This window comes from Mesorhizobium sp. P3_A9 (genome assembly GCF_056402975.1).
In genome coordinates, this window is record NZ_JBFUGJ010000010.1 from 34,072 (window position 1) to 60,635 (window position 26,564).

The 26,564-nt window shown below is 63.8% G+C and carries 23 protein-coding genes; 12 read left to right on the forward strand and 11 right to left on the reverse strand.

From position 1 onward, the window contains the following. Nucleotides 1–28 precede the first annotated feature (28 nt). Entirely contained in the window at nt 29–439 is a 411-nt protein-coding gene (locus AC1DX0_RS03525; RefSeq protein ID WP_477223239.1) for a hypothetical protein, read from the forward strand. A gap of 121 nt (nt 440–560) precedes the next feature. On the opposite strand, the gene AC1DX0_RS03530 is transcribed toward AC1DX0_RS03525, so the two are convergent. Beyond that, the gene (locus AC1DX0_RS03530) at nt 561–2,648 is read right to left on the reverse strand and encodes a PAS domain S-box protein (RefSeq protein WP_477223240.1); all 2,088 of its coding nucleotides are present in this window, start codon (nt 2,646–2,648) and stop codon (nt 561–563) included. A gap of 107 nt (nt 2,649–2,755) precedes the next feature. Next, complete coding sequence (locus tag AC1DX0_RS03535) at nt 2,756–3,529, reverse strand: response regulator (protein WP_477223241.1); 774 nt, start codon at nt 3,527–3,529, stop codon at nt 2,756–2,758. A gap of 45 nt (nt 3,530–3,574) precedes the next feature. Here AC1DX0_RS03535 and AC1DX0_RS03540 point away from each other — a divergent pair, with 45 nt between their 5' ends. Next, entirely contained in the window at nt 3,575–4,276 is a 702-nt protein-coding gene (locus tag AC1DX0_RS03540; RefSeq protein ID WP_477223242.1) for a winged helix-turn-helix domain-containing protein, read from the forward strand. Between the two features lie 68 nt (nt 4,277–4,344). On the opposite strand, the gene AC1DX0_RS03545 is transcribed toward AC1DX0_RS03540, so the two are convergent. Then, nucleotides 4,345–4,512: a hypothetical protein gene (locus AC1DX0_RS03545; protein WP_477223243.1), complete on the reverse strand. Its 168-nt coding sequence runs from the start codon at nt 4,510–4,512 to the stop codon at nt 4,345–4,347. 65 nt (nt 4,513–4,577) lie between these two features. On the opposite strand from AC1DX0_RS03545, the gene AC1DX0_RS03550 reads away from it, so the two are divergent. Both AC1DX0_RS03550 and AC1DX0_RS03555 read left to right on the forward strand, forming a co-directional pair. Beyond that, nucleotides 4,578–4,961, forward strand: a complete 384-nt coding sequence (locus AC1DX0_RS03550; protein WP_477223244.1) for a hypothetical protein — start codon at nt 4,578–4,580, stop codon at nt 4,959–4,961. Nucleotides 4,962–5,235: 274 nt separating this feature from the next. Next, on the forward strand, nt 5,236–5,691 hold the full coding sequence (locus AC1DX0_RS03555; protein ID WP_477223245.1) for a L,D-transpeptidase: 456 nt from the start codon (nt 5,236–5,238) through the stop codon (nt 5,689–5,691). A gap of 158 nt (nt 5,692–5,849) precedes the next feature. Here the strand turns inward: AC1DX0_RS03555 and AC1DX0_RS03560 are convergent, their stop codons facing one another. Together AC1DX0_RS03560 and AC1DX0_RS03565 are read right to left on the reverse strand one after the other, a co-directional pair. Then, nucleotides 5,850–8,933 carry an efflux RND transporter permease subunit gene (locus AC1DX0_RS03560; RefSeq protein ID WP_477223246.1) on the reverse strand — a complete coding sequence of 1,028 codons (3,084 nt, stop codon included), beginning with the start codon at nt 8,931–8,933 and terminating at the stop codon, nt 5,850–5,852. Further along, on the reverse strand, nt 8,930–10,288 hold the full coding sequence (locus tag AC1DX0_RS03565; protein ID WP_477223247.1) for an efflux RND transporter periplasmic adaptor subunit: 1,359 nt from the start codon (nt 10,286–10,288) through the stop codon (nt 8,930–8,932). Before AC1DX0_RS03565 ends, AC1DX0_RS03560 begins: the two co-directional genes overlap by 4 nt. A 145-nt stretch (nt 10,289–10,433) precedes the next feature. On the opposite strand from AC1DX0_RS03565, the gene AC1DX0_RS03570 reads away from it, so the two are divergent. Further along, nucleotides 10,434–10,967, forward strand: coding sequence for a TetR/AcrR family transcriptional regulator (locus AC1DX0_RS03570; RefSeq protein ID WP_477223248.1), 534 nt, complete (start codon nt 10,434–10,436; stop codon nt 10,965–10,967). Nucleotides 10,968–10,999: 32 nt separating this feature from the next. Here AC1DX0_RS03570 and AC1DX0_RS03575 read toward each other — a convergent pair whose 3' ends face one another. Next, the gene (locus AC1DX0_RS03575; protein WP_477223249.1) at nt 11,000–11,440 is read right to left on the reverse strand and encodes an Lrp/AsnC family transcriptional regulator; all 441 of its coding nucleotides are present in this window, start codon (nt 11,438–11,440) and stop codon (nt 11,000–11,002) included. Nucleotides 11,441–11,572: 132 nt separating this feature from the next. On the opposite strand from AC1DX0_RS03575, the gene AC1DX0_RS03580 reads away from it, so the two are divergent. The 7 genes from AC1DX0_RS03580 (at nt 11,573) to AC1DX0_RS03610 (ending at nt 21,615) form a co-directional block, all read left to right on the forward strand. After that, entirely contained in the window at nt 11,573–14,629 is a 3,057-nt protein-coding gene (locus AC1DX0_RS03580; RefSeq protein WP_477223250.1) for an aminotransferase class III-fold pyridoxal phosphate-dependent enzyme, read from the forward strand. Between the two features lie 122 nt (nt 14,630–14,751). Then, complete coding sequence (locus tag AC1DX0_RS03585) at nt 14,752–15,765, forward strand: amino acid ABC transporter substrate-binding protein (RefSeq protein WP_477223251.1); 1,014 nt, start codon at nt 14,752–14,754, stop codon at nt 15,763–15,765. Nucleotides 15,766–15,986: 221 nt separating this feature from the next. Then, on the forward strand, nt 15,987–17,057 hold the full coding sequence (locus AC1DX0_RS03590) for a LacI family DNA-binding transcriptional regulator (RefSeq protein WP_477223252.1): 1,071 nt from the start codon (nt 15,987–15,989) through the stop codon (nt 17,055–17,057). Nucleotides 17,058–17,078: 21 nt separating this feature from the next. Beyond that, nucleotides 17,079–17,825, forward strand: coding sequence for a transporter substrate-binding domain-containing protein (locus AC1DX0_RS03595; RefSeq protein ID WP_477223253.1), 747 nt, complete (start codon nt 17,079–17,081; stop codon nt 17,823–17,825). 56 nt (nt 17,826–17,881) lie between these two features. Further along, complete coding sequence (locus AC1DX0_RS03600) at nt 17,882–19,531, forward strand: amino acid ABC transporter permease (protein ID WP_477223254.1); 1,650 nt, start codon at nt 17,882–17,884, stop codon at nt 19,529–19,531. Continuing rightward, nucleotides 19,512–20,915: a GH1 family beta-glucosidase gene (locus AC1DX0_RS03605; protein ID WP_477223255.1), complete on the forward strand. Its 1,404-nt coding sequence runs from the start codon at nt 19,512–19,514 to the stop codon at nt 20,913–20,915. Before AC1DX0_RS03600 ends, AC1DX0_RS03605 begins: the two co-directional genes overlap by 20 nt. 4 nt (nt 20,916–20,919) lie before the next feature. Then, nucleotides 20,920–21,615, forward strand: a complete 696-nt coding sequence (locus AC1DX0_RS03610) for an SDR family oxidoreductase (RefSeq protein WP_477223256.1) — start codon at nt 20,920–20,922, stop codon at nt 21,613–21,615. 39 nt (nt 21,616–21,654) lie between these two features. Here AC1DX0_RS03610 and AC1DX0_RS03615 read toward each other — a convergent pair whose 3' ends face one another. The 5 genes from AC1DX0_RS03615 to AC1DX0_RS03635 are packed head-to-tail and all read right to left on the reverse strand — an operon-like array spanning nt 21,655 to nt 26,425. Beyond that, nucleotides 21,655–22,752 carry an ABC transporter ATP-binding protein gene (locus AC1DX0_RS03615; RefSeq protein WP_477223257.1) on the reverse strand — a complete coding sequence of 366 codons (1,098 nt, stop codon included), beginning with the start codon at nt 22,750–22,752 and terminating at the stop codon, nt 21,655–21,657. Continuing rightward, a complete protein-coding gene (locus AC1DX0_RS03620) occupies nt 22,739–23,677 on the reverse strand; it encodes a PfkB family carbohydrate kinase (protein WP_477223258.1) in 939 nt (312 codons plus the stop codon). The genes AC1DX0_RS03615 and AC1DX0_RS03620 overlap by 14 nt, the downstream gene beginning before the upstream one ends. Beyond that, nucleotides 23,677–24,699, reverse strand: a complete 1,023-nt coding sequence (locus AC1DX0_RS03625; protein WP_477223259.1) for an SIS domain-containing protein — start codon at nt 24,697–24,699, stop codon at nt 23,677–23,679. The genes AC1DX0_RS03620 and AC1DX0_RS03625 overlap by 1 nt, the downstream gene beginning before the upstream one ends. Then, nucleotides 24,696–25,541, reverse strand: coding sequence for a carbohydrate ABC transporter permease (locus AC1DX0_RS03630; protein ID WP_477223260.1), 846 nt, complete (start codon nt 25,539–25,541; stop codon nt 24,696–24,698). Before AC1DX0_RS03630 ends, AC1DX0_RS03625 begins: the two co-directional genes overlap by 4 nt. Continuing rightward, nucleotides 25,541–26,425, reverse strand: a complete 885-nt coding sequence (locus tag AC1DX0_RS03635) for a carbohydrate ABC transporter permease (RefSeq protein ID WP_477223261.1) — start codon at nt 26,423–26,425, stop codon at nt 25,541–25,543. The genes AC1DX0_RS03630 and AC1DX0_RS03635 overlap by 1 nt, the downstream gene beginning before the upstream one ends. Between the last annotated feature and the right edge of the window lie 139 nt (nt 26,426–26,564).

Below are 26,564 nucleotides of genomic sequence, written 5' to 3' on the forward strand. Positions count from 1 at the left end.
AAAAAGAAACGCAGCGAAGGGGAAGGCAATGTATGCGAAAGCCGAGATCATCAGCAGCGAACACCGCCTCCAGGCTCCGGAGCGCGCTGACCGCCGCCCGAAGCTGGCCCTGCGCCAGCGCGCCAGCGACCACCCCATGGCCATGTTCATGGCGCTGGCTGCTTGCGCCTTCGCCGGCATGGCGTTCACGCCGACGGTTGGCCCGGCCTTCGCATCGCTAAATCCGCCGGCCAACGTCGTTGACGGGGCGCCGACGACGATCAAGACCGCTCGCCTGCCGATGCCGACGCTCGACTTTGCCTGCAAGGGGCAGTCCTGGGGCGCCGAGAGCGTCGATTGCCTGCGCGCGATCGCACAGCAGTCCGGGACGCACAAGACCCGTGCAATCCGCATGATCGCCAATGCCGCGCCGCTGACCAACACGCCAAACGTTTTCTGATTTTTGTCGAAGCGTGATCCCGAAACCGGTTCCCTCTTCGGGGTAATGCTCTGACCTCCCCGAGCGCTCCCTCCAGCGCTCCCTTCGGCTCCCGCCGCGCAATCGGCCGGGAGCCTTTTTTCTATCCGTTCAGTGCCGCTTGCTCGGCAATAGCTGAAAGTACGCTGCGCACATCCAGCGTGCTGAACGGCTTTTCCAGGATCTGCGGCCGCTGCGGCGCCGGCAAGGCTTCGATTTCCGCCTTGGCGCCGATCAGATCGCCGGTGACCAACACGAACCGCCGCGCCAGATCAGGCCTTTCGACGAGCAGCTCGCGGTAGATGGCTATGCCTGATATGCCGGGCATACGCAGATCCGAAAAGACGATGTCCGGCGGCATGTGGCCGCCCAGTGTGGCGGCGCCCGATTCCCAGACCGGCGCGATCCGTGACTTGATGCCCATCAATTCGAGAATGTCGGACAGCGAGCCGGCGACATCGGGCTCGTCGTCGATGATCAGGGCATGGCGCAGGCCGCTCGAGCGCGGCTGGGCTTCGCCGGCGGCGGCGATGCCGGCCGAAATGGCCGGCAACTGGACGACGAAACGCGCGCCTCTGGGCAGCACTTCCTCGAACCAGACATTGCCATTGTGCCGTTCGATGATCGATTTCGAGATCGACAGGCCGATGCCGGTGCCCACACCAACAGGCTTGGTGGTGAAATAGGATTCAAAGATACGGTTGCGGATCGCTTCGGGAACGCCGGGCCCATTGTCTTCGACCGAGAAACCGGGCTTGCCCAGGTCGCTGCGGAACGTCCGCACCTTGATCAGCCGGTCGCCGGCAACACCGGCCAAAGCGTGCTGGCTGTTGATGAGGAAATTGGCCGCCACCTGCGTCACGTGGTCGGCGTCGGCCATGACCAGCAGCGGACCGGGCGCGAAATCGGTGTCGATGATGATGCCGCTCGAGCGCGCGCCATAGGCGGTCACCTCGAGGGCGGCGCGGATCACCTGATTGAGGTCGGTCTCGGCATGGGCTGCCGGATGAAGGCGGACCATCGACAGGAAGCTTTTGACGATGCGGCCGCAGCGCTCGGCGGCGGCGCGCACCTTCTCGGCGCGGACCTTGGTCTGCGGATCGGTGGCGAATTCGTGCAACAGCGTCGATTGCGCCACCACCACCGCCAGCGGGTTGTTGAGCTCGTGCGAGACGCCGGCGAGCAGCGAGCCCATCGCCGCCATCTTCTCGTTCTGGTGCAGCTTCTCGCGCTGCCGGTTGATCTCCTCCTCGGCGCGCAGCCTGTCGCGCAGGTCGCGGATCGAGCCGAAGATCAAGCGGCGGTCGGCGACCCGCATCTCGGTCGCCGTCAGCTCGATCGGGAACACCTCGCCGGCGGCATTCTGCGTTACGGTCTCGAGCCGCTGGCCGACCATCGGCGCGCCGCGGCCCGACATGTAGTCGGCGCCCGAGGTATAACCCTTGCGGTAGTATTCCGGCACGACAGTGTCGAGCAGGTCCTTGCCGAGGATGTCGCTGCGCTGGAAGCCGAACATCTTTTCGGCGGCAGGATTGAATTCGATGATCGATCCGGCCTCGTCGATGACGATGATGGCGTCGAGCGAGGCCTGCAGCATGGTGCGGCGGATCACTTCGCTGGCATGGGCGTCGGAGGGCGAGTGTTCGATGGCGTCGCCGATGGCGAGCGCGATGATATGCAGTGTTGCCTCTTCCTCGTCGGTCCACTCGCGCTCTTCGACGCAATCATTGACGGCGAGCGTGCCCCACAGATGGCCATGCGCGAAGACCGACACCGACAGGAACGACTTGATGTTCTGCTTTTCGAAGTCGGTTCTGAGGAAGCCGCTGAGATTGCGCGTATGCCCGGCAAAGATCTTGCCTTGCCGTTCGTCCTCGGCCACGCGCTCCAGCAGTGGATCCGAATTGACGATCGACTGCATGATGACGGTCGGCGATGCAAGTTCCCCGCCGAAGTCAGGGTCGATCCAGTAGGCGGACACCGACTGGGCAAAACCCTGGCCGGGCAGTTCGCGCAGGCGAAACAGGATGCCGCGCTGGCACTCCATGGCGCGGCACAGGGTTTCCAATATGCCTTCCATCTCGCGCTGCCAGTCGCCGGCCTCGCGCAGCCGGCGAACGACGCGCACGGCCGCCATCGCCGCGCCCTGCCTGAAACCCTGTGTATCCGTGCTTGTCGCTTCGCCCGTCATTTTCAGCCGTTATTCCAAAGTCATGCCAATTCGGTCGGGCCAATCCGATCGGCCCAATTCGATCGGCGAGCAACGGCTGTGAACCTGAGACCCTGTGGGCCTGGCGCTCAGTTGCTGTCGCCGGTCGGCAGCGAGAAGATATAGCCTTCGCCGCGCACCGTGCGCAGAAATTTCGGGTTGGCCGGGTCCGCCTCGATCTTCTTTCTCAGGCGCATGATGCGGATGTCGACGGCACGCGACGATTCCGGATCCTCGGTGAAGCCGATGGCCTCAGAGATCGCGGCGCGCGTCAAAAGCCGGTTGGCGCGGGTCAGGAAAACCTCCAGCACATCGAATTCGCTCTTGGCCATGTCGATCACGGCGCCGTTGGTGCCGGTGACCAGCCTGCCGTCAAGATCGGCCTGGAACGGGCCGAAGGCGACGGAACGGCGGTCCGTCCTGGCTTTCCTGGCGAGCAGCTCCGTCGGCTCTGGAACGCGGCGCAGCACGCTGCGCACCCTCGCCAGCAGTTCGCGCAGTTCGTATGGCTTGACGATATAGTCGTCGGCACCGAGTTCCAGCCCGACGATGCGATCGAGCGCAGTGCCGGCGGCGGTCGCGTAAATGATGCCGATCGGCATTTTCGAGCGCAGCCAGCGGCCGAGCGACAGACCGTCCTCGCCCGGCATGGCGATGTCGAGAATGGCCAAATGGAAGGCTTGAGTCTCGATAAGGCTGCGCGCGGCGGCCGCGGTTTCGGCGGTCGCCACATCATAGCCGGCGGCGCCGAGATATTCGGCAACCGCGTCCCTCAGGTCGGGCTCGTCCTCGACGATAATAATTCTTGCCCGCACGATGCTCTCGCTCCCACTTTCAGTGGAAAGTAGATTGGGTATAAACATGATGTCCAGCACTCATATCCGGTTGCAAGGGAACGGTTGGAAAACATGGCCGCACGAGCCGTCATTGCGCTTGTTTCCGTCGCCGAGGTGGTGGCGACCGAACTTGGCGACCATCTCGAGCGGCGTGGCCATGATGTGCGCCAGGCCCGGCAGCCCTGGGAGGCGGAATCGCTGCTGGCGGGCGGGGGCATCGATGTCGTTGTCGTCGGTGACAGTCTCAGCCAGGCGGACGGGCGAGACCTGCTCAGGCGTTATGGCGGCGGAGGTGGGGGCGGCGAGGATGGGCCCGATTTCATCCTGATCTGCCGGCCGGCCGATCTCGTCGACAAGGTGCTGGCGCTCGAACTGGGTGCGGCCGACGTTGTCGAAAGCCCGCTCAATGTCAGGGAATTGGCCGCCCGGGTCGGCGGCCTGCTTTCGCGGCGCGGCAGGGGCACCCAGGAACTGATCGTGCTGGAGAACGCGACCGTCGATTTGAGATCGGCGATCGTCATGCATCGCTCCGGTAGCGAGGAACAGCTTTCGCCCGGTCAGGTGGCGCTGCTCAGGCTGTTCCTGGCCAGCCCCCGCAAGGTGCTGACGCGCGACGACATTATCGCCGCCGCACCGGCCGAGAACGCCGACGCCTTCGATCGCTCGATCGATTCGCGTATCGTGCGGCTGCGCCGCAAGCTCGACACCGAAACCATCACCACCATACGCGGCACCGGCTACCGGTTCGATCCGCCGCAGCAATTTGCCGACTAAAGGCTGGACACTCGGGCTATCTTTCTGGCTGAGCATCGGATGGTCCAACTCACCGACGCTCCCGAAACTCAGCGTATCACCAGCAGCGACGGCCCCGATGGCATGTCATTGGCCATGGCGATTTCGTTTGCGTGGGCCCGGTCCTTAAGGAGAACGGTGGCAAGGGCGGCAAAGCCGAGCAGGCCCTGGGCATAGAGCAATGCGGAAAGCACCGAGGCCGCGAATTTCGTTTTCATCGTTCCAACTCCCCAGAAATGCCAATTCTTCAAAATGTCGCGGGTCGCTTCAGGAAACTCCCGAAGTGCCCGCGCCGCCCACGGAGCCCCCCGTCGCGGCGCGGGCCTTCGGTCCTCTCGGCAGCAAGTTGCCGGAGGGGCCGCGCAATGCCAGCAACCGAAGGCCAACCCGCCAGAGGGCCATCAATCGGGCGATGCGCAGGCTGGAAACAATCCAGACCGTGGCGGAAAACAGAGCGACGTGCAGGGTAGAGATCTCACTCGAACTCATCGCCGCCAGCCTTGCCGCGGGGCCACCGGCAACCGTGCCGACACCGCCGATGACCGCTGCCGTGATGCTGATCCTGAAGAGCCAGGACTGTGTGTTCGTTTTCGTTCCCATGGTCGTTGCCGTCTGCTTTCGTTGCGTCAACTTTGCTTCCGGCCCGTATCCGCATCATGCCGCCTGAAGCAGCGTTTTGTTGCAGGTTGGTTTCGAGATTGAGCTCTACCCTTTCATATAGAAGGTATTCGAACTTTCGTTTCGCGGGAAATACGTATGTGTGCTGTGTCTCATTCCGTTTTGCGGGCGAGGCCGCTGTCGCCATGACCGCCTGCTTGTTAACCAGAGGAAACAGATTCGAAACACAAACGAGCATTTCGCGAAATCTCTTCGAAACATGCCGCAGCGATAAGCCGCTCATCGAATTGCAGCCGGCCGAACCGGCAGAGAGAGGGGACATTATGCACACCACCATTTCCGCCAAGCTCATCAACATCACCGCCGCCGCGCTCACGGGTGCAGCACTTCTGTTCGGCGCCAACGCAGCGCACGCCGCCAACAAGATCGTGGCGCGGGTCTCGCTTTCACAGCAGGTCATGGAAGTCTCGGTCGATGGCCGGCCGACCTTCGCCTGGAAGGTTTCCACCGGCGACCGGGCGCATGTGACGCCGACGGGCTCGTTCAAGCCGACCCGCATGCATGAGATGTGGTATTCGAAGAAGTACGACAACGCGCCGATGCCGCACTCGGTGTTCTTCAGCGGCGGCTACGCGGTGCACGCCACCTATGCCATCAAGCGCCTCGGCCAGCCGGCCTCGCATGGCTGCGTGCGGCTGCATCCCGATAATGCCGCCGATTTCTACCAGCTTGTCGAGACCTTCGGACCCGACAACACCAGCATCGTCATCGTCAAGTAGCAGGCTGAGGAACGGGGCCGGCAGACTGTCGTGCCTGTTCAGGACTCCCTCCGGAACATTCCGGCGGTATTGAGCACCGCTCAAACCAGCGGTATCGAGCGCAGCCAAAAAAAGAGGCCGGGATTTTTCCGGCCTCTTTTTTGTTCTTCGGTTTTCTATCAGTCCTGGAGTGCCGGCATCAGCTTGGGATCCGGCTTTTCCGCCAAATGCGGCAGATCCTTGCTGGCGATGAACGTATAGAACATGGGCACGACGAAGAGCGTGAACATGGTGCCGACCAGGATGCCGGTGAAGATGACCAGGCCCATCGAGTAGCGGGCCGCCGCACCCGCGCCGCTCGACGTGATCAGCGGTACCACGCCAAGCGCCATAGCCGCCGTCGTCATCAGGATCGGCCGCAGCCGCACCTTGGCCGAGGCGATGATGGCGTCACGCCGCCGCATGCCATGCGCCTCACGCTGCTGGTTGGCGAATTCAACCAGCAGGATGCCGTGCTTGGTGATCAGGCCGATCAGCGTGATCAGGCCTACCTGCGTGTAGATGTTGAGCGTGCCGAGGCCGAGATTAAGCGGCACGATCGCGCCGAAGATCGACAGCGGCACCGCCATCATGATGATCAGCGGGTCGCGGAAGCTTTCAAACTGCGCCGCCAGCACCAGGTAGATGACAATGACGGCCGCTCCGAAAGCGATCAGGATGGTGTTGCCCTGTTCCTTCTCCTGCCGCGACTGGCCGGAATAGTCGATGAAGAAGGTGTCGGGCAGGCTCTCCCTGGCAATGTCTTCGAGGACTTTCAAACCGTCGCCTGTGGTGACGCCGGGCAGCGGCAGTGCGGAGATGGTCGATGAATTCAGCTGGTTGAACTGTTCGATTGCCGCCGGCGACGCATTGTTCGAAATCTTCACCACCGCCGACAGCGGCACCATCTCGCCCGTGACGCTGCGCACGAAATACTGGCCCAGCTTTTCGGGGTTGTCGCGGAACTCCTGCGGCACCTGCGGAATGATGTCGTAGCTGTTGGAGTCGCGGTCGAACTGCGCCACTTCGGCGCCGCCGACCAGCAGTGTCAGCGTCCGGCCGATATCGGCGATCGGCAGGTTCAGCGCCGCCGCGCGGTCGCGGTCGATGGTTACCGTCACCTGCGGCGAATCGTAAGACATCGAGTTCTGCACGACGATGAAGCGGCCGGAGGCCTGTGCCTTGTTCTTGATCTGCTCGGCCGCCTCGTACACTTCCGCGGAATCGCCGGTCGAACGCACCACCAGGGCGATCGGCAGGCCGCCACCGGAGCCCGGCAGCGTCGGCGGTGCGAAGACGAAGGCCTGGACACCCGCCACCTTTGCGATACGAGCGGTAATGTCGGCCTGCAGTTCCTTGGAATTGCGCTTGCGCTCCGCCCAATCCTTGAAGGCAAAACCGACAAAAGCGCTGTTCGTGGTGCCACCGAAGGCGACCGCCGAGAACTGCGCCCGCGTTTCCGGAATATCTCTCACCAGGCCGAGCATCTGGTTCACATAGGTTTCGGTATAGTCCGATGTCGCATAGGTCGGCGCAGTCACCAGCGAGAGCAGGAAGCCCTGGTCCTCTTCCGGCGCCAGTTCACTCGATGTCTTGGTGAACATGAAGCCGGTCACGCCGACCAGCGCCAGCACGATGATCAGCGTCAAAGGACGATAATTCAGCGAGCCGGTGACGGCCCGCTCATAGACATGCTCGACCCGCGCGAAAATGCCGTCGACAATGCGCTGGAAACGGCCTGGTGTACCCGCCTTCAAGAGGCGTGCCGACATCATCGGGGTGATGGTGACGGCGATGATACCCGACAGCACCACCGAGCCGGCGAGCGTGACCGCGAATTCGCGGAACAGCGCGCCGGTCAGGCCGCCGGTGAAGGCCAACGGTGCGAACACGGCGGCCAGCGTCATGGTCATGGCGACGATGGCCGAGGCGATTTCACGCATGCCGCTGAACGAAGCCTGCATTGGCGACATGTGGTCTTCTTCCATGTGGCGGTGGATGTTTTCCACCACCACAATGGCGTCGTCGACGACAAGACCGATCGCCAGCACCATGGCTAGCAGCGACAAAAGGTTGATCGAATAGCCCACCGCAAACAAAAGGAAGCAGACGCCGATCAGCGACAGCGGGATGGTGATGATAGGCATCATCACCGAGCGGAACGAGCCAAGGAACAAAAGGATGACCACAATGACGATGGCAACCGCTTCAGCGATGGTCTTGAACACCTCCTCGATCGAGGCGCTGATCTGTCCGGTCGCGTCGTAGACGACCTCGATCGTCATGCCTTTCGGCAGCGTTTCCTGAATCTGCGGCACGAGCTTGGTGAGCGCTGCCGCGGTGGTCAGCGGGTTGGCCGCCGGGGTCGGGAAGATGGCGAGGAAGGTGCCGGGCTTGCCGTTGAAGGAGACCCTGGTGTCGGTATTCTCCGCGCCGAGTTCGACGCGGGCCACGTCGCGCAGCCGAACCACATTGCCGTCGGTCGAACGCAGGGGCAGTTCGGCGAAGGCTTCCGGCGTCTGCAGCGTCGAGCGCACGGTGATCGACGAGACGACATATTCGTTCTGGGTGTTGCCAGGCGCCGACAGGAAGTTGGAATTGTTGATTGCCGCCAGCACTTCCGCCGCCGTCACGCCGCGCGCGGCAAGCCTGATCGGGTCGATCCAGACGCGCATCGAGTATTGTTGGGCGCCGAAGATCTGCACGTCGGCGACACCTTCGACTGTCGACATGCGGGGCCTGATGACGCGCTCGATATACTCCGTCAGCTGCTCCTTCGTCATGTTCGGATTCTGCATCGAGATGTACATCATCGCGAATTGCTGGCCGGTGCCCTTGACGATCACAGGGTCCTTGGAGGCGTCCGGCAAGGTGCCGCGCACGCCCTGGACCTTGGACAGCACCTCGGTCAGCGCCACGTCGGGGTTGGAGCCGAGCTTCATCTGCACCGTCACGGTGCTGGAGGATGGACGGCTGGATGAGGTGACGTAGTCGATGTTTTCCGTCGAGGCGACGGCACGCGCGATCGGGGCGGAAATGAAGCCCTGGATCAGGTCGGCGCTGGCGCCCGGATAGGCCGTCGTGATGGTGATCGCGGTTTCGTCTACCTTCGGGTACTGCCGGATGGACAGGTTGAAGATGCCCTGGAAACCCAGGAGCAGGATCATGCAGGCAAGGACCGTCGACAGGACGGGCCGGCGAATGAAAAGATCGGAAAAGCTCATTGCTGGTCGGCCTGCTTGTTCGCCGATTTGGTCGGATCGATGGTGTTGTCGACGTTGACGGTCATGCCGTTGAAGAGGCGGTTCTGACCGGCGGTGACGACCTCCTCGCCAGCCTTCAGCCCTTCGACGATCTCGACCATGCCTTGATTGCGGCGGCCGGGCTTGACGAAGACCTGCGACAGCACCAGCGCGGGCTTGTCGCCTTCCGCCGCCGGCTTGGCCGGGTCGGTCGCGGGTTTGGTCGCATCGGGAGCGGCCTTGTCCGCTGGCTTGGCCGCATCGGCGGCAGGCTTCGTGGCATCAGCCCCCGGCTTCGTCGCATCGGCTGCTGGTTTCATGGCATCCGCAGGCTTGGCATCCGCGGGCTTGGCGTCCGCCGGTTTGTCGCTTGCGGCGGCGGGCTGGGCCGGGGCGGCCACTGCGGGCTTGGCCGGCTGCACGACGAAAATAAAGTCGCCATAGAGGCTGGTGGTCAGCGCCGTCTGCGGCAGCGACAGGACATTCTGCTCCTCGGGCAGTTCGACGCGCACTTGCACGAACTGGCCAGGGGTCAACTTGCCGTCGGGATTGGCGACTTCCGCCCGGATGTTCACCAGCCGGCTGGACGGGTCGATCTTGGGGTCGATGCCGCGAATGGCGCCGGCGAACGGCATGTCCGAGCCGCTCAAGCCCAGCCGAACCGTCTGACCGATCTTGAGCAGCGGCAGCTGCTGTTCGGGAACCGAGAAGTCGACCCGCATCGTGTCGAGATCCTGCAGCGTCACCACCGAGGTGCCGGGCGACAGATATTGGCCGAGGTCGATCTTCGGGATGCCGACCGTGCCGGCGAAGGGCGCCGTCAGCTGCTTCTGGTCGAGTACGGCCTGCAGCCTGGTGACCTGGGATGCCGAGGCCGAGGCTGCCGCCCGCGCCGTGTCCAGCGTCGAGTCGGAGCCGACGCCACGCTTGGTCAGTTCGATGGCGCGGGCCAGCGATGTCTGATCGAGCGCGGCCTGCGCCTTCTGTGCGTCGAGATCGGCGCGCTCGACGGCATCATCGAGCTGCAGCAGAACTGCATTGGCCGCCACTTTCTGGTTCGCATGGAAAAGGATGTCCTTGACGATGCCGGTGGTCTCGACTGTCAGGTCGACACCGCGCACCGCCTTGACCGTACCGATCGCCTCGACGCCTGGTGTCCAGCTCGACGGCGTGGCGATGGTCGTCGACACGGTCGCCGCTGGCGGCTTCATGGTGGCGAAATACTGCTTGATGCCGTTGTCGCGCAGGAAGTTGAAGCCGACGATACCGCCGACCACGATGACGAGCACAGCCAGGACAACAATGATGAGAAAGATACGAAGTATGCGCTTGAACAAGGAAGTCCCCTCAGTCGAAATCCGGCGCGAAGCGCGGACATCGGGACACATATCGACTGCGGGTCCCGATTTCAAATAGTGGCGGTCTTACTGTACCGTCTGGACGGTCTTGTCAATTGGGCCTAAGCTTGCGAAGGGAGGCGCCATGAGAGCCCAACGACCGAATTCGCGCGAGAAGATACTCGCTGCGGCGGCTGATGTTGCCCGGGAATCCGGGCCCGGCAGCCTGTCGCTGGAAGCGGTGGCCAACCGCGCCGGCGTGTCGAAGGGCGGGCTGCTCTACAATTTCCCGACCAAGGCCAAATTGATGCAGGGTCTGGTCGAGGGCTATCTGCGCGATTTTGAGCAGGCGCTGGAAGCAGCCAGCAGCAACGACGATGGCAAAAATCCACTTGCCGTATATATCAGGCTGTCGGCCAATGATTGCGAGGAAAAGCAGCCCTCGGCCTCCTGGATCTTTTCGGCGATCGCCGAGGACCCCGATTTCATGACGCCGATAAAGACATTCAAGCGGCAGCTTTTCGAACGGCTGAAGGGCGAGACGCCGGATCTGAAGTCGCTGCTGGTCTGTTATCTCGCCATCGAGGGGCTGCGCAGCATGAACCTTTTCGATTCCGACGTGCTGTCGAAGGACGAGCGCGAGCTGCTGGTCGCATCCCTGCTGGAGATCGCCAAGTAGGCGGCATCAAGAATGACGGCTGCTGCGGGCACTCAAACCACTGCGCGTTCGATATCCCGGCGCAGGACGATTGCGGTTGTCAGGTCCTCGACGCCACCAAGCGTGGCAATGAGGTCGCGCACCGTGTTGAGCCTGTCGATCGACGGCACCTCGACCTCGACGATGAGATCAAGCTGGCCGCTCACCGACGACACGCGCCGGACTTCCGGATAGCGCGCCAGCTGGTCGAGAATGCCGATTGACGGCGTGCGGATCAGCGTGACCAGCAGGAAAGCGCAGACCAGTCCGGCGTCCATCTGACCGATATCGGCCCGATAGCCCCTGATGACGCCGCTCTTTTCCAGCGAGGCCACCCGCTCGCTCGTCGCGCTACGCGACAGGCCGATGCGCCCGGCAAGTGTCTTCAGCGGGATGCGGGCCTCCTTCGACAGAATGGCGAGGATGTCCCGGTCCTTGGCGTCCAGTTCTTTCATGACGTCACGCTCCCAAGCGGTTCCGTTAATGTGCCGGTCAATGCAGTCATTGTGCCGGCGCAACCGACGCTTTGCCGGATGCCCGATTTTTTGACCCATGCCAAGCTTGGACAAAGCAGATCCGGAATCCCGATGACCAACGTCTCATACCCAGCGCCTCAAGTCTCGCAGGACGAGGCCGTCAATATCGCGACGCGGCACTTCGGCATTGCCGGCAGCGTCACGCCGCTCGACAGCGAGCGCGACCGGAATTTCAAGCTGACCGCGCCGGACCATTCGCTGTGGATCCTGAAAATCGTCAACGCCAGCGAGCCACTCGTCGAGAGCGAATTCCAGACGGCATTGTTCGATCATCTCGAGCGCAACAGCCCGGGTCTCGCCGTGCCGCGTTTGAGGAAGACGGTACAGGGCGCTTCGCTCGCCCATGCCAGGGGTACGGACGGCGAGGATCATGCCGTACGCCTGGTGTCGTGGCTTCCCGGCCAACCGATGGCCGAGAGCCAGACCACTCCAGCGCTGCTTGAAAGCCTGGGCGGTGCGCTCGGCCGGCTGGACCGCGCCCTGCAGGGCTTCATCCACCCCGGCGCGTTGCGCACGTTCGATTGGGACATTCGCCAGGCGGGTGCCGCGCGGCAACGCGTCCACCACATTGATGACGAACAGGACCGCGCCCTGCTCGAACGGCTTCTCGATCATTTCGATGCCGTGGTGGCACCCCGGCTGCCGGTGTTGCGGGCGCAGGTCATCCACAACGACGCCAATGACTGGAATGTGCTCGTCGATCCAGCGATGCCCGAGCGTGTCGCAGGGCTGATCGATTTCGGCGATGCCTTGCACAGCGTGCTCATCGCCGAGGTTGCCGTTGCTTGCGCCTATGCCATCCTCGATGCCGAGGATCCGATCGGCGCCGCCGCACGGCTGGCCGCCGGATTCCATGCGGAATATCCGCTGCGGGAGGAAGAACTCGACCTGCTGTTCGACCTCATCGCGATGCGTCTCGTCACCTCCGTGACGCTGTCGGCCGCGCGCAGGGACCGTACCGCCGACAATCCCTATCTGTCGATCTCGGAGGCACCGGCCTGGCGATTGCTGCGTCGCCTGGACAGGATGAACCGGCGCTTCGCCACGGCGATCCTGCGCCAGGCCTGCGGCTTCGAGGCCGCTCCTGGTGCGCGAGCGGTGACAGGCTGGATCGCGGCAAACCGCACGCGGCTCGCGCCGGTCCTCGACCGTCATCCGGCGACGCTTGCCAAGGCGCTGGTGCCTTACGGCGATCCGCACAATCCAATGACGGTGACATCGGCGGCGCAGCAGCCCGACAGGGCCACCGCATGGTGGGATGCCTATTGCGCCGAGCATGGCGTTGCGCTCGGCATCGGCCCATGGGGCGAAGCCCGCACCGTCTACACCAGCGACATCTTCCAGTCGCGTTTCGTCGAGGGCGCGCGCCGCGCCAACCATCTCGGCCTCGACCTTTTCATGCCGGCGGGCACACCGCTTTACACGCCGCTGGCCGCCACGGTCAGAAGCGTCGAGATCGAGGAGGATCCGCTCGGCTATGGCTGCCTGGTGGCGCTTGAGCATGCGCCGCCGGGATGCCCACCTTTCGTGACCCTGTGGGGACACATGGCGCATGAGGCGGGACGAAGGCTGAAGGCCCGCGACCGTCTGGAAGCGGGCGCGCTTGTCGGCGAGATGGGCACATCAGCCGAGAATGGGGGCTGGGCGCCGCATCTGCATTTTCAGATATCGACGGATACGAGCCTTGCCGCACGCGACATTCTTGGGGTCGGCGAGGAGCGTTATCTGGACGTGTGGAAGGAACTGTTTCCGGATGCCGCCGATCTCGCCGGCATTCCGCCGGAAACCTTCCGGCAGAGCGGCCGTTCCCGCCCGGAAATCGTTGCTGCGCGCAAGGCGTCGCTGCTGCTCAATCTCTCCATCTCCTATTCCGAGCCGATCAAGTTCGTGCGCGGCGAGGGCGCCTGGCTAATCGATGACCGCGGCCGCGCCTATCTCGACTGCTTCAACAATGTCTGCCACCTCGGCCATGCCCACCCCGACGTGGTCGAGGCGATCGCGGGCCAGGCGGCCAAGCTCAACACCAACACGCGCTATCTGCACGACGCCATCGTCACCTATGCCGAACGGCTGACAGCGACGCTGCCCGCCGGCCTGTCGGTGGCATCCTTCGCCTGCTCCGGCAGCGAGGCCAACAGCCTGATGCTGCGCATGGCACGGACCCATACCGGCCGCAGCGAGGCGATCGTGCTCGACTGGGGCTATCACGGCACGACGCAGGAGCTGATCGACCTCAGCCCCTACAAATACAAGCGCAAGGGCGGCAAGGGGCGGCCGGCGCATGTGTTCGAGGCGACCATTCCCGACAGCTACCGCGCCCCTGCCGAATGGCCGGTCGGCGAACATGCAAAACGCTTTGCCGAAAGCGTCGCCGAGCAGATCGCTGAGATGACCAGGCAAGGCCGAGCGCCTGGCCTGTTCCTGGCGGAATCGATCCCCAGCGTCGCCGGCCAGGTGTTCCTGCCGGAAGGCTATCTCAGGGAAGTCTACGCGATGGTGCGCGCTGCCGGCGGCATCTGCGTGGCCGACGAAGTGCAGGTCGGCTTCGGCCGCGTCGGCAGCCATTGGTGGGCTTTCGAGACCCAGGGGGTGACACCCGACATCGTCACCATGGGCAAACCGATCGGCAACGGCCATCCGATGGCGGCCTTGGTGACGACATCAGAGATATCGGCCTCGTTCAACAACGGCATGGAGTATTTCAACACATTCGGCGGCAATCCGGTGTCCTGCGCGGCCGGGCTTGCGGTGCTCGATGTCATCGAGCGCGACGGGCTCAGGCACAATGCGCTGGAGATCGGCAACTATCTCATGGCGCGGTTCAAGGCCTTGCAGGACCGTTACGACATCATCGGCGATGTGCGCGGCCAGGGCCTCTTCCTCGGCATCGAACTGGTCGAGGACCGCAAGACCAAGGCGCCGGCGACAGCACTTGCCCGCCGCATCAATGACGGGGTGAGGGCACGCGGCGTGCTGATCGGCACCGAGGGACCGCATGACAATGTCTTGAAGATGCGCCCACCGATGATCTTCAGCCGGGCCAATGCCGATCACCTAGTCGGCGTTCTCGACGAGACGCTGGCGGCGGTTCTGGCGGAAGGGGCTTAGGGCAGATTCCTCGCTCCGCCTCGGCGGCGCGCAAGCAGACTTAACAACAGCGATTTTCAGGAACTTCCGGCGCTTCACGCGCCGGCGGCAGGAGAGGCTTTGCCTCATCAAGGGAGGAAACCATGAGACATGCAATCATAACTGCGCTCTTGCTCGCATCGGCCACAATGGCCTTGCCGGCGAAGGCGGATACATTCGACATCGTCAAGCAGAGAGGCTCGATCCTGTGCGGCGTCAGCCAGGGCGTGGCGGGTTTTTCGGCGCCCGACGACGAGGGCAAATGGAGCGGCTTCGACATCGATTTCTGCCGCGCGGTTTCCGCTGCGGTTTTCGGTGATCCCGACAAGGTGAGCTACGTCGCGCTGTCGACCAAGGAGCGCTTCACGGCGCTGCAGGCGGGTACCGTCGACGTCCTGTCACGTCAGTCGACCTGGACCTTGTCGCGCGACACCGGCTTGGGCATCCATTTTGTCGGCGCCGCCTATTATGACGGCCAAGGTTTCATGGTGCACAAGAACCTCGGCGTCGACAGCGCGCTCAAGCTTTCGGGCGCCACAGTCTGCGCCGAACAAGGCACGACCACCGAACAGAACGTCGCCGACTATTTCACCGCCCACAACATTAAATACGAGGCGGTCGTCATCGATTCCGCCGACAGCATCATCAAGGCGTTCGATAGCGGCCGCTGCGACGTCTACACCACCGACGCCTCGGCGCTTTACGCGCAGCGCCTGAAGCTGACCGATCCTGCCGCTTTCACGGTGCTGCCCGAGATCATCTCGAAGGAGCCGCTCGGTCCGGCCGTCCGCAAGGGCGACGACAAATGGTTCGACATCGTGCGCTGGACGCTGTTCTCGCTGATCGAGGCGGAAGAGGAGGGCATCACGCAGGCCAATGCGGAAGCCTCGCTGAAGTCGCAGAACCCGACGATCCGCCGGTTCCTCGGTGTCGAGGGCGACAACGGCAAGCAGCTCGGGCTCGACGCTGCCTTCGCCTACAACATCGTCGCCAAGGTCGGCAATTACGGCGAGATGTTCGAACGCAATCTCGGCCAGTCCAGCCAGTTGAAGATCGCGCGCGGCATCAATGCGCTGTGGAACGCCGGCGGCCTGATGTACGCGCCACCGGCGCGCTGAAACCTGAATGCCGAACGCCTGTTGGCGTCGGCAGGAGGCGGTGTCTCCGGGCTCTTTGGCCGACCCTGTTCCCCTGACCGGCGGGGCGGTGATGTGTGCATCATCGCCCCCGCCGCCGTTTCAATCTTGTATGGAATGATGGCTATAAAAACGTTTTTATTGTTCTTGAAAACGTTTTTATCCGATGCTATGGATGTTGACCTAAGGGATAGCGACCATCCATGGCAGAGAACACGAAATCTGAAGGCCGAGTGCTTTCGCCGACGATCAAGACATTGGCGGCCCACACCGGTTTTTCGATCGCTACTGTTTCAAAGGCCCTGCACGGTTCGCCCGTGGTTGCGCAGCAGACCAGGGACGCCATCGTCGCCGCCGCGCGGCATCTGGGTTATCAGGCGAACACCCGAGGCATGGCGCTGAGGACCGGCAAGACCTATCGGGCGGCTGTGCTGATGCCGATAACGTCCGCGGCCGGCTATGAATGGGACGGCGTTGAATACACACAGATCCTGAGCGGCATAAGCCAGTCGCTGGAAAACAGCGACTATCAGCTGTCCGTGCACGGTTTCCGGGATTTCGGCGACGCCTTCGACACGGCGCGGCGCATCGTCGACCAGAGCGCGGCCGACGGCCTGGTCTTTTCCGGCGTGCAGGCCGACGATCCTCGCATCGACATGCTGGTCGAACGCGATTTTCCATTCGTGTCGCTCGGCCGCTGTCGCAAGCCGCTCACCTATGCCCATGTCGATGTCGACAATGAATGGGCGGCGTTCACCGCCACGGCGCGGCTGATCGCGGGCGGACATAGACGTATCGCCCTGATCAACGCAGATCGCCGTCTATCCTACGCCCTGGACAGGATCGACGGATTCTCGCGTGCGTTTGACGAGGCGGGGCTTGCCGCATCCATGGACCTTGTGGCCGACGGCGATCTGTCGACCCGCTTCGGCCGTGACAGCGCGCTCAGGCTTCTTCGCCTGCCCAGCCCACCGACGGCTTTGGTGTGCATCAACGAATCCACCACGCTCGGCGTCCTGTCGGCGCTGGGCAGCCTTGAGCGGCGGGTCGGGGTGGATGTCGACGTCATCGCCTATGACGACATCAACGTCAGCGCCTACTTCACCCCGCCGATCACGACATTCTACCAGCCAATCGAACTCCTCGGCCGCAAGCTCGGCGAGTTTCTGCTGCGGCGCATGGCGGGCGAAGACCCGGCAAAGCTCACCATGGTCTCGAGGCCCGAGCTCATCGGCCGGCAGCCGGACAATCTCGGCGGACGCAACCGCCGCTAATCATCAAATGGGAGGAAGAGCATGAAGAAGATCCTGATCGGACTTGCGCTGGCGCTGTTGACGGCCGGCACTGCCGGCGCCGCCGACCTCGGCGGCAAGGTGCTGAAGGTGGGTTCCGACACCACCTCGCCGCCGATGGAAAGCGTCGACACGGCGACCGGCCAGATCGTCGGTTTCGATGTCGATGTGATCAAGGCGGTCTGCGGCAAGATCAACTGCAAGGCTGAATTCGTCACCACCGGCTGGGACGGCATTTTCGCAGCCCTCGACCAGGGCAGTTTCGACTTGGTCGCCTCCGGCGTCTCCATCACCAAGGAACGCAAGAAGGCGATGGATTTCTCGGACCCCTACATCATCAACAGCCAAGCTGTCCTCATGCGCGTGGAAGACGAGGGCCTGTCCATCGATGATTTCAAGGCGAAAGGCAAGAAGCTCTCGGCGCAAGCCAACACCACCGATTCGCAGGTCGCCGAAGGCATTGTCGGCAAGGACAATGTGGTCGCGTATGACAGCTTCGCGGCCTCCGTCATCGCGCTGAAGAACAAGGATGTGGACGGCGTTGTGATCAACGGCGCCAACGCCTCCGCCTATGAAAAGGAATTCGCGGGCGAACTGGTGGTGCCGATCAGGAACCTTCAGTCCGATCCGCTGGGGCTGGTCTTCCGCAAGGGCGACGAGAATGTCGCCGCTTTCAATGAAGGACTGAAGGCGATCAAGGCCGATGGCAGCCTCGATGCGCTGATCGCCAAATACTGGGGCGCAAAATAGCGGCTTGAACGCTCCGGCGCCTGGCGCCGGAGCATTCACTAGGGAGACGGGACCGGATGCAGTTTCTGATGCGCCTGCGACCGAGCAATCTGATCATCGTCGCGGCATTGCCGTTCATCGTCTATCTCTTTGCTTCGTCGGTGAACTACCAGCGCTCGCTTCGCGCCATCCTCGGCGTGGAGAACGGCTCTTCGGCCTTTGTGCCTGGCTTCCTGACGCTGGCCGTCGCCTTTGTCGCCGGCCTTGCCGTGGTCGTGTTCTCGCGCGCTTCGTCGCGGTCGCCTCGTCTTGCGGCGGTTGCCGCCGGGGCCAATCTTGCCGCCGCGGTGGTGCTGGCGACAACCGGTCTGGTCTATCCCTTTGTGGCATCGGTCGTGGCGAACGCTGTCGATCCGTTCACCTCCGATCTGGTGGTTCAGGGCGTCACGCCGCGCCGATTGACGGATGCCGCCGACATCATGGTGAGCGGCGAGGCCACACTCGTGTTGCGCGTATATCTCGGCCTCACGGTCGTGATGCTCGGCGCGTTCTTCATCACCGCCCGTAACGGGACCGGCAACGTGATGCACCGTTTTACCCGCCTTGCGCTTGCGGCGGTGAACGGCGCCGGGCTGGTCTTCATCCTGCTTTTCGCGCATATCGCATTCGCGGCGGGTGTTGCGACGACGATCCGCGCGGCCGTCGCGGCCTACCTGCTGGCGGCAATGATGGGACTGCTCTGGGTTGGGCTGCTCAAGCTCAAATACAGCTGGCGGGCAGACCTGACCTGCATCGCGGCAACCATCCTCATGATCTGTGCCGCAGCATGGTTCCTGCTTCAGCCGCGCGACAGTTATGTGCTCGTGGGGTCTCTCGCCGGCAAGGTCGCGGTCACAACCGGCACGCCATCCGGGATCCTCGGCGCCGTCCGCTACGGGCAATTTCCCGGTGGCCCCGATACCGATGTGCCGCTGCGAACCTTTCGTGGCCCACCGGAAGCGATCGATGCGATCGGCAAGATCCCCGATGTCAGTGCAGCGCTTGTGCCGGTCGCAACAGCGCCGGGCAGGCTGCCCGTGCTGTGGCAAACGGAGGCGCTGAACGATCGCGACAAGGCGTTCGGCATCACGCTCGCGGTGCTGGCGATCGTGCTTGGCCTGCTGACCTTCGGCGGCCATATCCACCGCAGACATCCACTCTCGATCGGGTCGGAATTCATCGTCGACACGATCCGTGGCATTCCGATGCTGGTTATCGTTCTCTATGTCGGCCTGCCGCTCGCCGGCGCGCTCAAGGATGCGACGCAGGGCGTGGTCGATCCGCCGAACCTGGTGCGCGGCATCGTCGCCATGGCGCTCGCCTATTCGGCCTATCTCGCCGAGATATTCCGCTCCGGCATCAATGCCATTCCCGCGGGTCAGATCGAGGCGGCACACAGCCTCGGCCTCAATGGTTGGCGTACCGCCCGGCTGGTCGTGCTGCCGCAGGCCTTCCGCATCATCATCCCGCCGCTCGGCAACGAACTGATCGCCATCCTCAAGGACACGTCGCTGCTTTCGATCCTGTCGATCCGCGACATCACGCAGCGTATGCGGGAATTCCAGTCGGCAAGTTTCCTGCCGTTCGCGCCCTACAACTCAGCCGCCATCTTCTACATTTTCCTGACGCTGGCCGCGGCAAGCCTCGTCAGCACCATCGAGAGAAAATATGACATCAAGCATCGATAATGCACGCCGGACCCTCAACGCCCGCGCCTGCGGGCTGGCCTTTCCGCAAGGCTTCGTGTTCGGCGCCGCGACCGCGGCCTATCAGATCGAGGGCGCGCCTGACGCGGATGGCAAAGGCGAAAGCATCTGGGACCGGTTCTGCCGCGTTCCCGGTGTGATCATCGACGGCTCCAGCGGCGATGTCGCCTGCGACCACTATCATCGCTGGAAGGAGGATATCGCCGTGCTCAAGGCGCTCGGCCTTGGTGCCTATCGTTTCTCTCTGGCATGGACGCGACTTCTTGCCGAGGGTCGGGGCGAAGCCAACGCCAGAGGCATCGCCTTTTACGACCGGCTGATCGACGACCTGCTTGAAGCCGGCATCGAGCCCTATGCAACGCTCTACCACTGGGATCTACCGCAGGCGCTGCAAGACCGTGGCGGCTGGTACAACCGCGAAACCGCCACCGCCTTTGCCGACTATGCCGGGCTTGCCGCCCGCAGTTTCGGCGATCGCGTCAAGAAATGGACGACGCTCAACGAGCCCTGGACCTTCTGCTGGTCAGGACATGCGACCGGCGAGGACGCGCCGGGATTGCGGGACGGCGTGAAAGGCGGTGTGGCCGCCAGCCATCATGCCTTGCTGGGGCATGGCCTGGCTGTTCCCGTCATCCGGGCCGAGGTGGCCGACGCCTCGGTTGGCGTCGTTTTCGATCTCAATGTGGCGGAAGCTGCCACCGACGATCCGCGCGATATCGCGGCGACACGGCGTTTCGACGGCGCCCAGAACCGCTGGTTTCTCGATGCCGTCTTCAAGGGCGCATACCCGCAGGACATGCTGGCGCTCTACGGCGATCTGTTGCCGCCGATCCGTGCGCAGGACAACGAGATCATCGCCGCGCCGGTGGACTATCTGGGCATCAACATCTACCGCCGCTCGGTGATCGCCGCTGGTGACGAACTCGCGCCGCTCAGCTATCGACGGGTGCAACCGGAAGGCATCTATTCCGCTGTCGATTACGAAATCTGGCCGCGTTGCATGTACGACATCCTGCACTATGTGAACGATCGCTATGCGCCGCCGGCGATCTACATTTCCGAGAACGGCGTCGCCACGACGCCGGAAAAGGTTGGCGAAGACGGGCATGTCTGGGATGATTTGCGTGCCGCCTATTATGTCGACCATCTCGAGCAGGTGGCCAAGGCGGCAGCCGAGGGCGTGCCGGTGTGCGGCTATTTCGCCTGGACACTGACCGACAATTTCGAATGGGCGTATGGCTATACGACGCCCTTCGGCATCACCCATGTCGATTTCGCCACGCAGCAGCGCCGCATCAAATATTCCGGCGAGGTCTACTCCATGATTGCACGGCAGGAGACCGTGCCGGTCGCCAAGAGCGCCTGAGTTGGTGGGAGACGGGCAAGGCGGCCGCACGGTCCTCATAACGGGCGCCGGGCGCGGGCTCGGCCGCGAGCTGGCACGGCAATACGCCCAGCATGGCTGGCACGTGATCGCGTGCGGGCGAACGCTGCCAGTGCAAGGTTTCGAAGATGGAATCGAGTTCCAGCCGCTCGATGTCGCCGATCCGGCTTCCATCTCCGACCTTGCCGTGCGTCTCGCCGGCAGGCCGCTGGATGTGCTCGTCAACAACGCCGCCATCCGCAGCGACATCCCAGGCCTGCACAGTTTCGCCCCGGATGAATTCCTGAAGCTCATGGCGACGAACACGCTCGGCCCGCTGTTGCTGGCGAGGGCGCTGCAACCGAACCTGGTCGCGGGGCGTATGCGGACCATCGCCAATATCGGCAGCCGCGCCGGCTCGATGGCGGAAGGGCTGCTCGATGACTATGACGACGACTATGCCTATCGCTGCTCGAAGGCAGCGCTCAACATGGTCTGCGCCCAGCTGGCGCAGGATTTGCGCGTCGACGGGATAAATGTGTTGTCGCTGCATCCGGGCTGGGTGAAGACCGATATGGGCGGCGATCAGGCGGTGCTGGCGGTCGAGGACAGTGCGCGGGGCCTGCGCACGGTCATCGACAACGCAACGCTTGGGGATAGCGGCTCATTCCAGACATTCGACGGCATACATATCGGGTGGTAGCCGAAGGGTCCCTGTCCATGCCGAATATCCCTCCGGATCTTAACGCGGCGCGGCCGCTGCCGACAGGGCTTTGCCTGTCGAGGGGTCGAACAAGCGAAGTGCTGTCTCATCGAAGGTGAGGCTGTGCTTTTCGCCCTTGGCGACCCGAGACCTTGGCGGCAGGCAGGCCGTCAGCCGCTGCGTGCCGATCCGGGCCGTGGTGACCAGTTCGGGGCCGGTCAGTTCGACAACCTCGATCTCCACGGGCAGTGACAAATCCGTCGCGGCGCCGGTCGCGACGCGAAGCGCTTCCGGCCTGATACCGACGACCACCGGAGCGCCTTCGCTCGCCGCGTTCGCATAGCGTGCCGGCAGAGGGATCCGCACATCGGACTCGGCAATGGCCAGCTTTCCCTCAGCGATCACCGCCTGCAGCATGTTCATCGACGGCGCACCGACAAAGCCGGCGACATAGAGCGTCGCCGGGTCGTTGTAGATCTCCTCGGGCGTGCCAAGCTGCTCGATCCTGCCGTCGCGCATCACAGCGATGCGTGTCGCCAGCGTCATCGCCTCGATCTGGTCGTGGGTGACATAGACGACGGTGGTCTGCAGCATCTGGTGCAGCCGTTTCAACTCGGTGCGCATTTCCAGGCGCAGCTTGGCGTCGAGATTGGACAAAGGCTCGTCGAAGAGAAAAACCTGCGGCTTGCGCACCAGCGCCCTGCCGATGGCGACGCGCTGACGCTGGCCGCCGGAAAGCTGGCTCGGCTTGCGGTCGAGCAAGGCCTCGATCTGCAGCAATCTTGCCGCCTCGTTCACCGCCTTTTCGCGCTCGTCGGCGGCGACGCCGCGCATCTCCAGCCCGAAGCCGATGTTGCGGCGCACGGTCAGGTTCGGATAGAGCGCGTAGGACTGGAAGACCATGGCGATGTCGCGGTTCTTGGGATGGACGCCAAGGATCGAGCGGCCGCCGATCAGCACATCGCCGCTCGTCGCTTCGGCCAAGCCGGCGATGATGTTGAGCAGCGTCGATTTTCCGCAGCCGGACGAGCCGAGCAGCACCAGGAACTCGCCGCTCTGCAGCGCGATGTCGATGCCTTTCAGCGTTTCGACGCTGCCGTAGTTCTTGCGGACGTTGCGGATTTCAAGCGCGCTCATGCATGGATCCCTCGAACTGCATCGGCCCGCCATAGTTGCGGGGCAGAGTGGAAATGGCGCGCGACGCCACCTGCGTCGCGGTATTCAGCGAGGCCGTCAGCGTCTGGTCCTGCGCCAGAGCGGCCAGGAAGGCCGCATTGAAGACATCGCCGGCGCCGATCGTGTCGACGACGCGGACATCGGGCGCCACGGCTTCGACAAGCGCTCCGTCCGGACCGATGGCGATAGCGCCGCGCGGGCCGCGCTTGACGACGAAGGTCGCGCCTTGCCGCATGCTGGAGCGGATCGCGCGCGCGGCCTCCTCCGGGCTTGGCATTCCCGCCAGGGTCACCGTCTCGACTTCGTTGAACAGCGCCAACGCGCAACGTGAAAGCCAAGAGCGCGTCGATGCGCAGTTGGCCTCGGTCCAGCCATCGATCGGCCAGCCGGTGTCGAGTGCCACGGCAATGCCGTGGCTGTCCGCCCAGTCGAAGAAGGCATCATAGTTGCGGGTGAGATCCTCGGTCAGGAAAGAGCCGCACAACAGCGCGTAACCGCTGGAGAGCGCGCTGCCGTCGAGAACCGACAAGACGTCGGCGAGGTTGAAGCGCGGCAGGTGCCCGCGCGTGGTGAAGAAGGTGCGTTCGCCATCCGGGTGGGTCATGCCCACGGACAGTGTCGTGCCTTCGGGTCGGACCGGCCAGGTATCGGCGCGATGGCCAAAAGCCTCGCGCAGCCAATGGCCGAACTGGTCGTCGCCGACATTGGCCGCGATCTCGAAATCGACGCCCAGCGCCTGCCAGGCAAGTCCGGTGTTGCCGGCCTGTCCACCAACGCGCAATTCATCATGGTCGACGACGGTTTCCGTGCCCGCCTTCGGCCATGGCTCGACGGGACCGACGATCAGGTCGACATTGACGTTGCCGATCACAGCAAGCGGACGCATCACTCGCTCCTGGTGATCTTGGTGGAGCGCACAGGCGTGCCGGCATTGTCGACACGGCTGTCGGCGAAGGCGATCATCAGGCGCTGCGCCACCGGCAGCATGGCGAAGACGGCGGCGAGACCCGAAGCCGGCTTAAACGATAGCGTGATGGCACCGGCGACGGGCGATTGCCCTGACGCGTCGAAGATGACGAGGGGTGCGCCCGCCTCGACGACGGAGGTGGCCATGGCGGTCACCAGTTCCGCCGTGGGGTCGTTGCCGCGAAACAGGATGACGCCGATCTTTTGGCCGAGCATCTCCATCGGCCCATGCCGCAACTGGCCGCCCTCGAGCGAAAAGCAGGGCAGCCGCGACAGTTCGGTAAGACCAAGCGCCAGCGCTTCGGCAACGCCTTGCAGGCGGCGGCCGGAGGTGACGATGGTCGAGACCTTCTCCAGTGCCGCGAGTGCCTGTGTGATGTCGTTGTCCTGTGGTTGATCCAGTGCCTCAAGTGCTGCGTTCGGGTCTTCGCCCAGCGCGGCCAGGATGGCCAGGTGCAAGGCGAAGGTCACGGTCAGGCTGCGGGTGGCGGCGAAGGCCAGTTCGGTGCCGCCGGCGCCGATCAGGCAAGGCGCTGTGCGCGCCAGGAACGAGCCGCCTTCGAGCGTCAGGCCGAAGACATCGGCAGCGCTGCCGGCCTCCGCAAACCACCGGACGACCTCGGCGCTCTCGCCCGACTGGGAGGTAACGAGTACCGTCTTGCCGTTCAGCGGCACCGGCTGGCCGAGCTGTTCGGAGAGCGGCAGCGCCAGCGCATCGATGCCGAGGGCACGGTAAAACGGCTCGATGGCGCGCCCGACCGCATGCGAGCCACCCATGCCGAGCAGCAGCAGACGGCCGGTCTTCCTGATCGAGGCCGCGACTTCAACCGCCATGGCAGCGTTGTTCTCGAACGAAGCACGCGCATCGGCATGCTGGCGCGCCATTTCGCGGTCGATGGCGAGCAGCCCCGCCGGTCGAACTTTTGTTGCAGTCATCGTCATCCTTTCACACCGCCGCTGGTCAGGCCCGAAATCAGCGCGCGCTGCATGACCAAGCCGATCAGCACCGGCGGCAAAGCGGCGAGCACGCCTGCGGTGGCGATCAGCCCGTAGTCGGACACACGGCCGCCGGCCAAATCGGCAATGGCGACGGTCAAGGTCTTGGCGCGCTGGTCGGAGGTGAACAGCAGCGCATAGAAGAATTCGTCCCAGGCGAGCAGCACGGCAAACAGCGCCGATGTCGCCATCACTGGTGCGGCCAGTGGCAGCGTGATGATGCGCAGCGTCTGGAACAGGCCGGCGCCGTCGATCATCGCCGCCGCCTCGATCTCGCGCGGGATGGAGTCAAAGCCGGACTTCATCAACCAGGTGGTGAAGGGCGCCAGTATGGTCAGATAGACCAACGCCAGGCCGAAGACATTGTTGAGCAAGCCGAGATGCGACAGGCCCATATAAAGCGGCACGGCGAGCGCCACCGGCGGCAGCATGTAGGTGGCGATGACCATCGACAGCGACCAGCCGATCGCCGGTGTGCGCGAGACCGCCCAGCCGGCGGGGATGGCCAGAGCGAGTGCCGCCAGCGTCGCCATGCCTGATATCTCCAGGCTGTTGCGCAGCGACGAGGTGAAGGCAGCGCCGGCGCTGTTTTCGGCTGTCGACAGCAATGTCTGGTAGCGCGAGAAGTCCGCAACCTGCGGCCACCAGCGCAGCGGCTTGGCGGCGAGATCGGCGGCCGGTGAAATGCTCATGATGAACAGCCAGGCGATGGGCGCCAGGATGATGGCGGCCAGCAGCAGCGCGCAGGCATAGATGAAGATGGTGAAGGCGGGGCTCCTGCGTTCCATCAGGCGGCACTCCCGGCGGTCTTCCTCACCAGTGCCGCATAGGCGACGGCGAGTACGGTGACGAGCAAGGTGACGATCAGCGCCAGCGACGCGCCGGAGCCGGCGCGCTGGAAGGAGAAGGCTTCCTGGTAGACGAGGATCGACAGCGTGCGTGTGCTGTTGGCCGGGCCGCCGCGGGTCATTACCCAGATGATGTCGAAGACCTTGAAGGCCTCGATGGTGCGCAGCACCAGCGCCACCATCAGCGGGCCGGCAAGATAGGGCAGGATGACGAAGCGGAAACGGTTGAAAGGTCCCGCACCATCGACGAGCGAAGCGGCGGTGATATCGCGCGGCACCGCCTGCAAGGCGGCGAGCGCAATCAGTGCCACCAGCGGGAAATTCTTCCAGCAGTCGGCGACGATCAGCGCCGCCAGCGCAGTCCCCGGCTCACCCAGCCAGGAGCGGTAGGCGTCGATGAGATGCAGTTGCGTCAAGGCGGCGTTCAGGGCGCCATATTCGGGATTGTAGATCAGCCGCCACAGCGTGGCGTTGACCACGGTCGGCAGCGCCCATGGCAATATCATCAAGGCGCGCAGGACGGCGCGGCCGTGGAACTGCTGATTGAGCAGCAGGGCCGCGAGAACGCCGATCACCATTTCGGCGGCAACCGAAATCACCGCGAACAGCGTCGTGGTGACCAGCGTGCGCGAGAAATTCGGGCTCGACAGCATGTTGGTGTAATTGTCGAAGCCGACGTAATTACCGCTGGTGCCGACCAGCCTGGCGTCGGTGAAGGACAGGTTGACCGTATCGACTAACGGCCAGCCGATGACGGCGACCATGACCACGAGCAGCGGCAGCATCAGCAGCCACGCGCGGGTCGTCATCCAGGTGCTCGACATCGGAGCAGCCTCTCTTCATTCATGGTGATTTCGGACATAGCACGGGCGGCACTGGGCCGCCCGTAATCGGAGAACAATGCCTCAGAGGCCGCTGTTCTTGGCGGCCGTGTTCAGGGCATCCTCAGGCGAGGACTGGCCG

Bases quoted from the DNA above. Each gene is read 5' to 3' on its own strand.
- AC1DX0_RS03525 (WP_477223239.1), top strand. From the start codon at position 29: ATGTATGCGAAAGCCGAGATCATCAGCAGCGAACACCGCCTCCAGGCT.
- AC1DX0_RS03595 (WP_477223253.1), top strand. From the start codon at position 17,079: ATGAAGAAGATCCTGATCGGACTTGCGCTGGCGCTGTTGACGGCCGGC.
- AC1DX0_RS03555 (WP_477223245.1), top strand. From the start codon at position 5,236: ATGCACACCACCATTTCCGCCAAGCTCATCAACATCACCGCCGCCGCG.
- AC1DX0_RS03600 (WP_477223254.1), top strand. From the start codon at position 17,882: ATGCAGTTTCTGATGCGCCTGCGACCGAGCAATCTGATCATCGTCGCG.
- AC1DX0_RS03630 (WP_477223260.1), bottom strand. From the start codon at position 25,541: ATGGAACGCAGGAGCCCCGCCTTCACCATCTTCATCTATGCCTGCGCG.
- AC1DX0_RS03590 (WP_477223252.1), top strand. From the start codon at position 15,987: ATGGCAGAGAACACGAAATCTGAAGGCCGAGTGCTTTCGCCGACGATC.
- AC1DX0_RS03540 (WP_477223242.1), top strand. From the start codon at position 3,575: ATGGCCGCACGAGCCGTCATTGCGCTTGTTTCCGTCGCCGAGGTGGTG.
- AC1DX0_RS03560 (WP_477223246.1), bottom strand. From the start codon at position 8,933: ATGAGCTTTTCCGATCTTTTCATTCGCCGGCCCGTCCTGTCGACGGTC.
- AC1DX0_RS03605 (WP_477223255.1), top strand. From the start codon at position 19,512: ATGACATCAAGCATCGATAATGCACGCCGGACCCTCAACGCCCGCGCC.
- AC1DX0_RS03615 (WP_477223257.1), bottom strand. From the start codon at position 22,752: ATGAGCGCGCTTGAAATCCGCAACGTCCGCAAGAACTACGGCAGCGTC.
- AC1DX0_RS03585 (WP_477223251.1), top strand. From the start codon at position 14,752: ATGAGACATGCAATCATAACTGCGCTCTTGCTCGCATCGGCCACAATG.
- AC1DX0_RS03535 (WP_477223241.1), bottom strand. From the start codon at position 3,529: ATGTTTATACCCAATCTACTTTCCACTGAAAGTGGGAGCGAGAGCATC.
- AC1DX0_RS03545 (WP_477223243.1), bottom strand. From the start codon at position 4,512: ATGAAAACGAAATTCGCGGCCTCGGTGCTTTCCGCATTGCTCTATGCC.
- AC1DX0_RS03575 (WP_477223249.1), bottom strand. From the start codon at position 11,440: ATGAAAGAACTGGACGCCAAGGACCGGGACATCCTCGCCATTCTGTCG.
- AC1DX0_RS03635 (WP_477223261.1), bottom strand. From the start codon at position 26,425: ATGTCGAGCACCTGGATGACGACCCGCGCGTGGCTGCTGATGCTGCCG.
- AC1DX0_RS03580 (WP_477223250.1), top strand. From the start codon at position 11,573: ATGACCAACGTCTCATACCCAGCGCCTCAAGTCTCGCAGGACGAGGCC.
- AC1DX0_RS03530 (WP_477223240.1), bottom strand. From the start codon at position 2,648: ATGACGGGCGAAGCGACAAGCACGGATACACAGGGTTTCAGGCAGGGC.
- AC1DX0_RS03620 (WP_477223258.1), bottom strand. From the start codon at position 23,677: ATGCGTCCGCTTGCTGTGATCGGCAACGTCAATGTCGACCTGATCGTC.
- AC1DX0_RS03570 (WP_477223248.1), top strand. From the start codon at position 10,434: ATGAGAGCCCAACGACCGAATTCGCGCGAGAAGATACTCGCTGCGGCG.
- AC1DX0_RS03625 (WP_477223259.1), bottom strand. From the start codon at position 24,699: ATGACGATGACTGCAACAAAAGTTCGACCGGCGGGGCTGCTCGCCATC.